This window comes from Pseudomonas sp. Ga0074129 (assembly GCA_001465025.1).
Classification (GTDB): domain Bacteria; phylum Pseudomonadota; class Gammaproteobacteria; order Pseudomonadales; family Pseudomonadaceae; genus Aquipseudomonas.
In genome coordinates this window covers 85,289-97,858 of record LNDO01000079.1, presented here as the reverse complement: position 1 = coordinate 97,858, position 12,570 = coordinate 85,289, and the positions used below count along the sequence as shown (strand labels likewise).

14 protein-coding genes are annotated in these 12,570 nt (G+C 56.4%); all 14 read left to right on the top strand.

What is annotated here, in order from left to right; translation table 11 throughout:
- The 14 genes from fliJ (at position 1) to flhA (ending at position 12,555) form a co-directional block, all read left to right on the top strand.
- The gene (gene fliJ / locus AUK77_RS10400) at positions 1–453 is read left to right on the top strand and encodes a flagellar export protein FliJ (RefSeq protein ID WP_296129178.1); all 453 of its coding nucleotides are present in this window, start codon (positions 1–3) and stop codon (positions 451–453) included.
- Between the two features lie 138 nt (positions 454–591).
- Entirely contained in the window at positions 592–897 is a 306-nt protein-coding gene (locus AUK77_RS10395; protein ID WP_296129175.1) for an STAS domain-containing protein, read from the top strand.
- A 15-nt stretch (positions 898–912) separates the two neighbouring features.
- The gene (locus AUK77_RS10390; RefSeq protein WP_296129172.1) at positions 913–2,607 is read left to right on the top strand and encodes a fused response regulator/phosphatase; all 1,695 of its coding nucleotides are present in this window, start codon (positions 913–915) and stop codon (positions 2,605–2,607) included.
- 30 nt (positions 2,608–2,637) lie between these two features.
- Positions 2,638–2,991, top strand: coding sequence for an Hpt domain-containing protein (locus AUK77_RS10385; protein WP_296129170.1), 354 nt, complete (start codon positions 2,638–2,640; stop codon positions 2,989–2,991).
- Between the two features lie 101 nt (positions 2,992–3,092).
- Positions 3,093–4,346, top strand: coding sequence for a flagellar hook-length control protein FliK (locus tag AUK77_RS10380; RefSeq protein WP_296129167.1), 1,254 nt, complete (start codon positions 3,093–3,095; stop codon positions 4,344–4,346).
- Positions 4,347–4,887: 541 nt separating this feature from the next.
- Complete coding sequence (gene fliL / locus AUK77_RS10375; RefSeq protein WP_296129165.1) at positions 4,888–5,421, top strand: flagellar basal body-associated protein FliL; 534 nt, start codon at positions 4,888–4,890, stop codon at positions 5,419–5,421.
- Between the two features lie 13 nt (positions 5,422–5,434).
- Complete coding sequence (gene fliM, locus AUK77_RS10370; protein WP_296129163.1) at positions 5,435–6,406, top strand: flagellar motor switch protein FliM; 972 nt, start codon at positions 5,435–5,437, stop codon at positions 6,404–6,406.
- Positions 6,407–6,443: 37 nt separating this feature from the next.
- Positions 6,444–6,923, top strand: a complete 480-nt coding sequence (fliN, locus tag AUK77_RS10365) for a flagellar motor switch protein FliN (RefSeq protein ID WP_296129161.1) — start codon at positions 6,444–6,446, stop codon at positions 6,921–6,923.
- A gap of 2 nt (positions 6,924–6,925) precedes the next feature.
- Positions 6,926–7,357 (top strand): flagellar biosynthetic protein FliO, encoded by a 432-nt coding sequence (gene fliO, locus AUK77_RS10360; protein WP_296129159.1) that lies wholly within the window; start codon positions 6,926–6,928, stop codon positions 7,355–7,357.
- A gap of 50 nt (positions 7,358–7,407) precedes the next feature.
- Positions 7,408–8,112 (top strand): flagellar type III secretion system pore protein FliP, encoded by a 705-nt coding sequence (gene fliP / locus AUK77_RS10355; RefSeq protein ID WP_296129390.1) that lies wholly within the window; start codon positions 7,408–7,410, stop codon positions 8,110–8,112.
- A gap of 2 nt (positions 8,113–8,114) precedes the next feature.
- Positions 8,115–8,384: a flagellar biosynthesis protein FliQ gene (fliQ, locus tag AUK77_RS10350; RefSeq protein ID WP_296129157.1), complete on the top strand. Its 270-nt coding sequence runs from the start codon at positions 8,115–8,117 to the stop codon at positions 8,382–8,384.
- 1 nt (position 8,385) lies between these two features.
- Entirely contained in the window at positions 8,386–9,162 is a 777-nt protein-coding gene (gene fliR / locus AUK77_RS10345; RefSeq protein WP_296129153.1) for a flagellar biosynthetic protein FliR, read from the top strand.
- A complete protein-coding gene (gene flhB, locus AUK77_RS10340) occupies positions 9,162–10,298 on the top strand; it encodes a flagellar biosynthesis protein FlhB (RefSeq protein ID WP_296129151.1) in 1,137 nt (378 codons plus the stop codon). Before fliR ends, flhB begins: the two co-directional genes overlap by 1 nt.
- A gap of 133 nt (positions 10,299–10,431) precedes the next feature.
- Entirely contained in the window at positions 10,432–12,555 is a 2,124-nt protein-coding gene (gene flhA, locus AUK77_RS10335; RefSeq protein ID WP_296129387.1) for a flagellar biosynthesis protein FlhA, read from the top strand.
- Positions 12,556–12,570: the final 15 nt, after the last annotated feature.

Below are 12,570 nucleotides of genomic sequence, written 5' to 3'. Positions count from 1 at the left end.
ATGGCGCAAAGTCGCGCCGCACGCTTGGCCCCAGTGGTTGAGATGGCCGAGCGCGCGGAACGTGAGGCAGCGTTGCAGTTGGGCCATGCTCAGGGGCTTATGCGCCAGGCAGAGGCGCAACTGGGTGATCTGGAGCGTTATCGCGGCGATTATCAGCAGCAATGGATCACGGAAGGGCAGCGTGGAGTATCCGGTCAGTGGCTGATGAACTATCAGCGCTTTCTTTCACAGTTGGAAACCGCCATCGGCCAACAACGCGGCAGCGTCGATTGGCACCGCAACAATATGCTCAAGGTGCGAGAGGTTTGGCAGCAGCGCTATGCGCGCCTTGAGGGGCTCAAGAAACTGGTCAAACGCTACCAGGACGAAGCCCGTATCGCCGAAGACAAGCGGGAACAAAAATTACTCGACGATTTATCGCAACGCCTCGCCAGCCGTGAGTTGCAGCGCTAACAGTAAAACACTGCATCACGATGCGGGCGTCCAACAGTTGCCCGCCGTGCATTGCGGTGCTACATCTTGATCGTGCACAACCTGTTACATGCGCCATGCTAATGCGCATGGCTGAGTTTTCTTTGAAAGGAGTAGTTCATGGCAATCACCTCGCTGCCCTCATCCGACGGGCAAGAGCTGACCATTTTGATTCAGGGACGCTTTGACTTTGGCGCGCATCAGGATTTTCGCAATGCTTATGAGCGCGTCAGCAGCACCCCCCAGCGCTACACCGTAGATCTTAAAGACACCACCTATCTGGACAGCTCCGCCCTGGGCATGCTGCTTTTGCTTCGTGATCACGCGGGTGGCGATAACTCGCTGATTCGTTTGGTTAATTGCAACCCAGATGTGCGCAAAATCCTCGCCATCTCAAATTTTGAACAGCTGTTCAACATAGCCTGACCCGGGGCGAGCGTGATGATCGAGCGCTTGTCCATCCTGATTGCTGAGGACAACGCGGCTGATCGCATGTTGTTGTCGACCATTGTTAGTCATCAGGGGCATCGTGTTCTGACCGCCAGCAATGGCCTGGAAGCGGTTGCACTGTTTGATCAAGAGCGTCCGCATCTGGTGTTGATGGACGCCCTGATGCCGGTGATGGACGGCTTTGAGGCTGCGCGCCGAATCAAACAGGCTGCAGGTGAAGCGCTCGTCCCCATCATCTTTCTCACCTCGCTTACCGAAGGCGAGGCCTTGGTTCGCTGCCTGGAGGCCGGTGGCGACGACTTTCTCGCCAAACCCTATAACCGGGTCATTCTTGAAGCCAAGATCAACGCCATGGATCGTCTGCGCCGTTTGCAGGAGACGGTGCTGCAGCAGCGAGACTTGATTGCCCGGCATAACGAGCACTTGCTCAACGAGCAGCGGGTGGCCAAAGCCGTATTCGATAAAGTGGCGCATTCAGGTTGCCTAGATGCGCCCAATATCCGCTATGTGCAGTCACCCTTTGCCCTGTTCAACGGTGATTTGTTGCTGGCAGCGTATAAGCCATCGGGTGGCATGCATGTGTTGCTCGGCGACTTTACCGGCCATGGTTTGCCGGCGGCGATTGGTGCCATGCCGTTGGCTGAAGTGTTTTACGGCATGACCGCCAAGGGTTACTCCCTGACCGATGTGCTGCGTGAGATCAACGCGAAGCTCAGGCATATCCTGCCGCGAGGTGTCTTTTGCTGCGCCACGTTGCTCAACGTGAGCTTTCAGCGTCAGGTCGTAGAGGTGTGGAACGGCGGATTGCCCAATGGCTACCTGCTACGCGTAAATGGCGAGCGCGTGCCGTTGGTGTCTCGGCATCTGCCGCTGGGTGTGCTGGAGCCTGCAGCGTTTAATGATGCCTGCGAGGTTTATCCGGCATGCCTGGGGGATCGCGTTTTTCTGTTTTCGGACGGCGTGCTCGAGGCGTGTAACAAGCAGGCGCAACTGTTCGGCGAGCAACGTTTGCTTAGCGTTTTTGCTGACAACCAAAAGCCCCAGGCGTTGTTTGACGAGATCCAGCACGCACTGCTGGAGTTCAGCGGCGAGCAGCAAGATGACGTCAGCCTTTTGGAAGTCAGCCTGGTTGAGGATGCCAACCTCAATCGCCCGCCATTGGCGTTTGCCGATAACGGGCAAAACCATTTGCTTGATTGGTCGGCGACCTTTGAGTTTCGTGGTGAGACGCTGCGTTATTTCAACCCCTTACCTTTTCTCTTGCATCTGCTGCTCGAGGTTCAGGGCTTGAGGCCGCAGGGCGCCGCCTTGTTCACGGTGCTGGCCGAGCTTTACTCTAATGCGCTGGAGCACGGCGTGCTGGGGCTTGAGTCATCGCTTAAAGCCAATGCCGAAGGCTTTGCGGACTATTACCGCCAGCGCAGTGATCGACTTGCGCATCTAACCGATGGGTTTGTGCGTTTTCATCTGCACCTGCTGCCAGAGGGCGGTGGCGGTCGCTTGCGCTTGCGGGTTGAAGACAGCGGGGCGGGTTTCGATCCGCAATTGCTCCTGCCGCAGCCCGACGATGCTTCTCGCCTGAGTGGTCGCGGGCTGGCGCTGGTCAGGCAGTTAAGCGAGCGTTGCCAATGGGGCGATGGCGAACCGGGTGTGTGCGTAGAGTTTTCCTGGAAGGCTGGGGCATAATCCCAAGCACTTAGCTAGGAGGGCGAGCCGTTGTCCGATATCCACCTCGATAGTGCCGTATTGGCCGCATTACAGGACGTCATGGAAGATGAGTATCCGGTGCTTCTGGATACTTTTCTGGTTGATTCCGAGGAGCGTCTGCTGTTGCTGCGTCAGGCTCAGCAAGAAGCGGATGCGCATAATCTGCGCTTGGCGGCACACAGCTTTAAAGGCAGTTGCAGCAACATGGGGGCAAACATGTTGGCTGGATTGTGCAAGCAACTCGAAGAAGTCGGCCGGCGCGAGCAGCTTGATTTGGCACCTGAGTTGATCGAGCAGGTTGAGCGCGAATTTGCCATTGTGCGCATTCTGTTCAAGTCCGAACGACAGCGCTATCGGCGCTGATTGTCTTACCAAAGCGTATCCAACGCCCTCGGTTCTGTTTCAGTAAGTTGGCCCATCCCTTGCAAAACACCCTGTACGATTAACCCGTGCGGAGAGTGTCCATGTCCGTTGCCCCCGATCTGCTGCTGATGTCGGCACCTGAAATAAAGCCCCGAGCCGCCGCTGCCAAACCGCCTGCTGAGCCCAGTAGGAATGAGGGTTCCAGCTTCTCAGAGGTGTATGCCAAGGAACGTCAGGCTAAAGCCAGTGAACGCACTGAAGCTGCTGCCAAGCCCGCACGCGACAGCGCCTCTGATCAACCATCAGACGACAACCCGCACGCTGTTGCCGCAGCAGACACGGTGGATGTTGCCGATAGCGGCAAGGCTTTGCCGGAAGAGTTACCGGTGGAGGGGGCTGTGCTCGATCCGTTGCTGTTGCTGGGTATTACCGGCGAATTACCGGTAGAGCAGGTTGATGCGACGCTTGGCAGTGAGTTTATGCCGGTCGCGACAAGCAGCCTCATGAGCGCCGGTCCGGCAAGCATGACCGAGGCCAGTTTTGATCCTGAACTGGACGCTCTTAACCAGTTGCCAGCGGTACGTATGGCATTGGAAATGGGTGCCAAAGAACAAGCGTTGGCAGAGCAGGCCGCGACGCCGCTGGCTCAGGCTGCACCGGCCGCACAAAGCGTTAGCCAATCCTTGCTTGCCAGTCAGGTGGTTCAGGATGAGATGCCGATAGAAGGCGACACGCCGCAATTGGCGGAACTGAAGCTGGAGGCGCTGACGGGCAAGGGCCTTGAAGCCCTGAAAGAGGGAATGGCCAATACCAACGCAGACAACTTTGTCAGCAAGCTTGATGCGCTAAGCCAGGCCATTTCCCAGCAGAATCAATTGTCGACTCGTGCTCCTGTTTTGGTTGGCCAGCCCGTGCCGATGCAACAAGGTGGCTGGAGTGAGGCAATGGTTGATCGGGTGATGGTGATGTCCAGCCAAAATCTGAAAAGTGCAGAGATTCAACTCGACCCTGCTGAGTTGGGCCGCCTTGAGGTGCGCATCAGCATGAACCAGGAGCAGAGCCAGGTAACGTTTGCCAGCCCCCATGCTGGCGTTCGCGAAGCCCTAGATTCGCAGATGCACCGCCTGCGTGAATTGTTTGCGCAGCAGGGCATGAACCTGCTGGACGTCAACGTCTCGGATCAGTCACTTAATCGTGGCTGGCAAGGTCAGGGGCAGGATTCAGGCAGTGGTCGTGGAGGTAATGGCCGTGACAGTGAGACGCTAGGCGCTGACGACATGGCGTCAGTTGTCGGCGTTGAATCCAGTCGCGCTAACGCCATCAGCTCAAGGGGCTTGGTTGATTATTACGCGTGATGCCGCTTTTTCGGCAGTCGCTAAGCGCGCTTTTGACTGCCGTATGAGCTGGCTGAAGCAATAAACAGGCAGGTGATCCGCTCATATGAGGGTAGATGTGAGCGGTTCGCCTCTGAGCAACCTAACGGTCTTATCTGGTGGTTTCTTAGCATTGAGTGCTGATGTTGTGCGGCCTCTAAGCTTTGCCAGTAGTACGTGATCGGTCACCCGGCGTTGCGCACACGTGGTCGCCGCGCCTATTTGTTGGCGGATTAGGCCTTGCAATGAGGCCTCTGAGGGCGCGACCTAAATAGGGTTTACGCGAGCCTATTGGTGTATGCCGCTGTAGTTGCTGCGCCCACTGTTCTAAACTGCATTTCGTCGGCTTTCATCTGTGTCAGCCGACGCTTTTCTGTGGGCGTTGTTCAGCCTACGCCGAGGCCACGTCACCCTTGTGGTGTGTGGCTGTCTAGCGCGAGCAGGTATGTTGATGGTCTGGCATAACACTTGCTCTTAACCCATTGAAAACGGATAAAACTCCGAATAACGACGGATTATTGGCATGGCTAAGAAAGAAGCAGCACCTGCCCCGGCAGATGGCGAAGCGAAACCAGCCGGTAAAATGAAACTGATCATCATCATTGTGATTGCTGTGCTGTTGGCGGTGGGGCTTTCCGTGGGGGCGACGCTGTTTTTCCTCGGCAAGGGCGATGATGGCGCTGACAAGGCTAAAGCAGAGGCAGAGGCCGCCGCTGCACCGGCCGTACCGGTCAAATTGCCTGCAATATATGAAGAGCTTGCCCCAGCGTTTGTAGTGAATTTTAACCATCAAGGCCGCGCGCGCTACATGCAGGTCAGCGTGGCGTTGATGACCCGTGATCAGGCGGCTCTTGATGCGCTCAAGGTACACATGCCGGTATTGCGCAATCGTTTGGTCATGCTGTTTTCCGGCCAGGATTTTGCAGCGCTGATTACCCCGGTAGGCAAGGAAATGCTGCGCCAGCAGGCCACTGCTAGCGTGCAAGAACTGGAACAGAAAGAGACCGGTAAGGTCTCGGTCGAACAAGTGCTGTTCACCAACCTCGTGTTGCAGTAATCAGGAGCCATCCATGGCTGTGCAAGACCTACTTTCCCAGGACGAAATCGATGCCTTGCTGCACGGTGTCGATGACGGCTTGGTGGAACCCGAGGATGAAGCCGAACCGGGAAGCGTCAAACAGTACGACCTGACCAGTCAGGACCGCATCGTTCGCGGGCGCATGCCGACGCTTGAAATGATCAACGAGCGTTTTGCCCGTTACACCCGTATCAGCATGTTCAACCTACTGCGTCGTTCGGCTGATGTGGCCGTGGGCGGTGTTCAGGTGATGAAGTTCGGCGAGTACGTCCACTCACTGTATGTGCCGACCAGTCTTAACTTGGTCAAGATGAAGCCACTGCGCGGCACCGGCCTGTTCATCCTTGATGCCAAGCTGGTGTTCAAACTGGTGGACAACTTTTTTGGCGGTGACGGTCGGCATGCCAAGATCGAAGGCCGCGAATTTACCCCGACTGAACTGCGCGTTGTGCGCATGGTGTTGGATCAGGCGTTTATCGACCTGAAGGAAGCCTGGCAGGCGGTGATGGACATCAACTTCGAGTACGTCAACTCCGAGGTTAACCCCGCACTGGCCAACATTGTCAGCCCCAGTGAAGTGATTGTGGTCTCCACCTTTCATATCGAACTCGATGGCGGCGGCGGTGATCTGCACATCACCATGCCATATTCGATGATTGAGCCCATCCGCGAAATGCTCGACGCGGGCTTTCAGTCGGATGTCGATGATCAGGATGAGCGTTGGGTCAAAGCCCTGCGCGAAGACATTCTGGGCGTCAGTGTGCCGCTGTCCGCCACCGTTGCGCGTCGCCAGCTCAAACTGCGTGACATTTTGCACATGCAGCCGGGCGACGTGATTCCGGTTGAACTACCTGATTACATGACGCTTTGCGCCAATGGTGTGCCGGCGTTCAAGGTCAAGCTGGGTGCACACAAAGGCAATCTATCACTGCAAGTGCTGGAGCCCATTGAGCGCCAACGCTAATCCCTATTTCTGATTTAACGCCAGCCGAGGACATACGATGGCAGACGAAAACGAGAACGAAGCTTCTTCTCCTGAGGAGCAGGCACTGGCTGATGAATGGGCGGCTGCATTGTCCGAGGCAGGTGATGCTGGCCAGGACGATATCGATGCCATGCTGGCAGCCAGCAACCCTGCGCCTTCCGCTCCTGCGGCGCCGCGTGCACCAATGGAAGAGTTTAACAGTGCCCCTAAGGTCAACTTGCCGGTGAATATGGAAGGTCCGAATCTGGATGTGATTCTGGATATTCCCGTGTCGATTTCCATGGAAGTGGGCAATACCGACATCACCATTCGCAACCTGCTGCAACTCAATCAAGGCTCGGTGATTGAACTCGATCGCCTGGCAGGTGAGCCGCTGGATGTGTTGGTCAACGGCACTTTGATCGCCCACGGCGAAGTGGTGGTGGTCAATGAGAAGTTTGGTATTCGTCTGACTGACGTGATCAGCCCCAGTGAACGCATCAAGAAGCTGCGCTAACCATGCATAAACCTCTGCTGTTGAGTCTTGCCTTGCCATTCACGGCGTGGGCCGCCGAGTCCACCGCACCCGCCGCCGCCCCTATCGCCAGCAGTGGCATGGGTGGGCAGGTGCTGCAACTGCTGTTGGGGCTGCTGCTGGTTGTCGGGGTAATTTTTTTACTGGCCTGGCTGATGCGTCGGGTGCAGCAGATTGTGCCGCGCGGTGGGCAGGTGATTAAGATACTGGCGACCCAGGCCTTGGGGCCGCGTGATCGCCTGGTGCTGGTGCAGGTGGGGGGCGAGCAAGTGCTGCTTGGATTGACGCCGGGCAACATCACTTCTCTGCATGTGCTTAAAGAGCCCGTGCACATGCCTGATGCAGAACCGGCCTCTACCGAATTTGCTCAGCGTCTGATGGAGTTGTTGGGTAAGGACCAGAAGGACAAGCCGTGATGAGTATCCTGCGCCTGCTGGTGCTGCTGGCATTAACCTCCATAGCGCCCATGGTGCTGGCAGCGGACAACCCCTGGCAGATCCCTGCCATTACCCTGAGCACCGACACCGAGGGGCAGCAGGAGTATTCGGTCACGCTGCAGATTTTGCTGATCATGACGGCGATGAGTTTTATTCCCGCCTTCGTCATGCTGATGACCAGTTTTACCCGCATCATCATCGTCTTCTCGATCCTGCGCCAAGCGCTGGGCCTGCAGCAAACACCCTCGAATCAGATTTTGGTTGGCCTGGCGCTGTTTCTTACCATGTTCATCATGGCACCAGTGTTTGAGCAAATTAACCGTGACGCCCTGCAGCCCTACTTGAAGCAGGAATTGCCGGCGATGGAAGCGGTTGCACGGGCAGAGGTGCCGATCAAAAATTTCATGCTGGCGCAGACGCGTGAAAGTGATCTGGAGTTGTTTGTGCGCTTGTCCAAGCGCACAGATATCGCCAGCCCTGAAGCGACTCCTCTGGTCATCCTGATCCCGGCGTTTGTTACATCGGAGCTGAAAACGGCGTTTCAGATCGGCTTTATGATTTTTATCCCGTTCCTGATTATCGACATGGTCGTGGCCAGTGTGTTGATGGCGATGGGGATGATGATGCTGTCGCCGTTGATCATTTCTCTGCCATTCAAAATCATGCTGTTTGTTCTGATTGATGGCTGGGCGCTGATTATGGGCACGCTGGCGGCCAGCTTCGGAGGCACTTAGACATGACGCCTGAAGTTGCAGTGGATTTGGTGCGCGATGCCCTGTGGCTAACCGCCATGATTGTGGCAATTCTGGTGGTACCCAGCTTGCTGGTGGGGCTGCTGGTGGCGATGTTTCAGGCTGCTACCCAGATCAACGAGCAAACCTTGAGTTTTTTGCCCAGGTTGCTGGTGATTCTGATTTGTCTGATCGTGTTCGGTCCTTGGCTGGTGCGCGAGCTCATGGAGTACACCGAGACATTGATCATGAACATTCCACAGCTGATCGGCTGACATGCTTGAGCTAACCAACGAGCAGATTGGTGCCTGGGTGGGCAGTTTCATGCTGCCGCTATTTCGCATCACCGCGCTGTTGATGTTTATGCCGATCATCGGTACGCAGTTGGTGTCGGCGCGGGTGCGCTTATACCTGGCCTTGGCTATCTGTGTCCTCATCATGCCCACGTTGCCCCCTGTTCCGGCTATCGATGCCATCAATTTGCAGGCGTTTATCTGGGTCGCCCAGGAAATCCTCATCGGGGCCATGCTGGGCTTTGTCCTGCAGTTACTCTTTCAGGTATTTGTGATCGCCGGGCAAATTGTGGCGATCCAGATGGGCTTGGGTTTCGCGTCCATGGTTGACCCGGCCAATGGTGTGTCGGTGCCGGTGATTGGCCAGTTGTTCATGATTCTGGTGACGTTGTTGTTTTTGGCCATGAATGCGCATCTGGTCGTGTTTGAGGTCTTGGCTGAAAGCTTCTTTACCTTGCCCGTGGGTAGCGGGTTTTTGGTGGAGAACTATTTGGAAATTGCCCTCAAGCTAGGTTGGGTCATGGGCGCTGCATTGCTGATGGTGTTACCAGCCGTGACGGCGTTGCTGGTGGTCAATCTGGCATTTGGCGTTATGACGCGCGCCGCGCCACAGCTGAACATCTTCTCGATTGGTTTCCCGCTAACCCTGGTGCTGGGTATGGTGATTGTCTGGATTGGCATGGCAGACATCCTCTCGCAGTATCAACGGTTTGCTACAGAGGCCTTGCAGTTTCTGCGTGAAATGGCGGGGGCTAGTTAGTGGCCGAATCCGAGAGCGGTGCCGATAAAAGCGAGGAGCCCACGGAGAAACGCCTGCGCGAATCCCGTGAGAAGGGTCAGATCGCGCGCTCCAAAGAACTCAATACGCTTGCAGTTACCCTGGCTGGCTTTGGTGGCATTTTGGCATTTGGTGCCGGGATGGGGCAGGCCATGCTGGACATCATGCGCGGCAATTTTTCCCTTAGCCGTGAAGTGGTGATGGATGAGCGCAGCATGGCGCTTTGGCTGGGGGCTTCAGGGCAGCTTGCCCTTGAAGCGCTGTTTCCGCTTTTTTTGCTGTTGTTGATCGTATCGATTGCCGGACCAATCACCCTCGGGGGATGGCTGTTTTCGACTGAAGCCTTGGCACCTAAATTCAGTCGTATGGACCCCTTGGCAGGGTTGAAGCGAATGTTCTCAACCGATGCCTTGGTTGAGTTGCTCAAAGCGTTGGCCAAGTTTGTGCTGATTCTCCTGGTTGGTGTGGCGGTACTGGCTGCGTGGCAAGAGGATTTGCTGGCCATTGTTCATGAACCCATTGAAGCCGCCATTCTGCATGCCGCGTTAGTTGTGGGGTGGAGTGCGCTGTGGATGTCGTGCGGGTTGATCTTGATCGCTGCCGTGGATGTGCCGTTTCAGCTCTGGAGTAACAAGCAGAAGCTGATGATGACCAAGCAGGAAGTCATTGACGAGTACAAAGACAGTGAGGGCAAGCCCGAGGTCAAGCAGCGTATTCGTCAGTTGCAGCGTGAAATGGCCGAGCGACGGATGATGCAGGCCGTGCCCGATGCAGATGTGGTGATTACCAACCCGACCCACTTTGCCGTGGCGCTTAAATATGACCCGGCCAAGGGCAGTGCGCCGGTATTGCTGGCCAAGGGCGGCGATTTTACGGCGCTGAAGATTCGCGAAATCGCCAACGAGCACAAGGTCATGGTGCTGGAGTCTCCGGCTTTGGCTCGGGCCGTTTTCTACTCCACTGAGCTTGATCAGGAAATACCGGCCGGCCTGTATTTGGCCATCGCTCAGGTGCTGGCTTACGTCTATCAATTGCGCCAATACCAGGCTGGCAAGGGCAAGCGCCCCGGTCCGCTGCCGGACGTGCCCATCCCGCCGGATTTACGTCGCGACGATTGATGCTCAGCGCTTTGGCGGCGTGATGAGCCATTGACCGAACGTGCTTGGCAAAGTTGGACAGCTTCTTGCAAAACCCTTCCCAGAGGCGCGAATAGCGTCAAAAGATTGAATGGTCTGGGGTAGTGGTGTGGCAATAGATCGCTCGCAAATGATCGGTGATGTGCGCAGCAACCTGTCGGGGTTGAAGCAAGGCAATTTAGGGATTCCTCTATTGCTGTTGGTCATGCTCAGCATGGTCATGTTGCCGATTCCACCCTTTCTCCTCGATGTGTTGTTTACCTTCAGTATTGCGCTGTCAATCGTGGTGCTGCTGGTCAGCATCTATGCGCTGCGTCCCTTGGACTTCGCTGTTTTCCCCACGGTATTGCTGGCGGCTACCTTGCTGCGCCTGGGGCTTAACGTGGCGTCCACGCGTGTAGTGTTGATGCACGGGCATGAGGGGCATGCATCTGCAGGTCAGGTTATCCAGGCCTTCGGCGAAGTGGTGATCGGCGGCAACTATGTGGTCGGCATCGTGGTGTTTGCGATCCTGATGATCATCAACTTTGTGGTAGTGACCAAGGGCGCCGGGCGTATCTCTGAAGTCAGCGCACGTTTTACCCTTGATGCAATGCCCGGTAAGCAGATGGCGATCGACGCTGACCTCAACTCTGGTTTGATTGACCAGAATGAGGCGAAGACGCGTCGTTCCGAAGTGTCGCAAGAAGCGGACTTCTACGGCTCCATGGACGGTGCCAGCAAGTTTGTACGCGGTGATGCGATAGCGGGTTTGTTGATTCTGTTTATCAACTTGATCGGCGGTATCGCCATCGGCATCTTCCAGCATGACCTGCCTTTCGCCGAGGCCGGTAAGGTTTACACCTTGCTGACCATCGGCGACGGTCTGGTCGCACAGATTCCCTCGCTCCTGCTGTCCACTGCAGCGGCCATCATGGTGACGCGCGTGTCCAGCTCCGAGGACATGGGCGCGCAGGTCAACCGGCAAATGTTTGCCTCGCCACGGGCGTTGGCGGTTACGGCGGCGATCATGATCACCATGGGCATGGTGCCCGGCATGCCGCATTTCTTCTTCATTGGCCTTGGTTTGATTGCGGCTGGCGCGGCCTATTGGATTGCCAATAAGCAACGCGTGGTCAAAGAAGACGAAATTAAGGAAGTGCAGCGTCAGCAGGACTTGCTGCCTGCGCAAAAGGCTCAGGAAGTTAAAGAGTTGGGCTGGGACGATGTCACCCCCGTGGACATGGTGGGGCTGGAAGTGGGTTACCGGCTGATACCCCTGGTGGATCGTAATCAGGGTGGGCAGTTGTTGGCGCGCATCAAGGGCGTGCGCAAAAAGCTGTCGCAGGAAATGGGTTTCCTCATGCCATCGGTGCACATCCGCGACAACTTGGACTTGCAGCCCAACGCCTACAGGCTGACGCTGATGGGCGTGAGTGTGGCCGAGGCTGAGGTGTATCCCGATCGCGAGCTGGCAATTAACCCTGGCCAGGTATTCGGTCCGCTCAACGGCATCGCCGCCAAAGATCCGGCGTTTGGTTTGGAAGCTGTATGGATTGATCCCAATCAGCGCGATCAGGCGCAATCGCTCGGTTATACCGTGGTCGATGCCAGTACGGTGGTTGCCACGCACCTCAATCAGGTCCTGCATAAGCATGCCCATGAGTTGTTGGGGCATGAAGAAGTGCAGCAACTCATGCAATTACTGGCCAAAACCTCGCCCAAGCTGGCCGAGGAGCTGGTACCGGGCATGATCTCCCTGTCGACCCTGCTCAAAGTGCTGCAAGCCTTGCTACAGGAACAGGTGCCCGTGCGCGACATTCGCACCATCGCCGAGGCCATCGCCAATGTGGCAGTGAAGAGTCAAGATCCCGCCGCGATGGTCAGCGCGGTCCGCGTCGCGCTGTCCCGCGCAATCGTGCAAGGCATTGTGGGACTAGAGCTGGAGCTGCCTGTGATCACGCTGGAACCCAGGTTGGAACAGATATTGCTCAACAGTATTCAGAAGGCCGGTCAAGGCGCTGAAGATGGCATTCTTCTGGAGCCTGGAATGGCTGAGAAGCTTCAGCGGTCATTGATGGAAGCAGCGCAACGTCAGGAAATGCTCGGCAAACCAGTGATCCTGTTGGTAGCCGGCCCAGTACGAGCAATGCTTTCACGCTTCGCGAGGCTGGCGGTTCCGAGTATCCATGTACTGGCATACCAGGAAATTCCGGATAACAAGCAGGTCACCATCGTTGCGACGGTGGGGCAGAACTAACCGAGGTTACAGGCC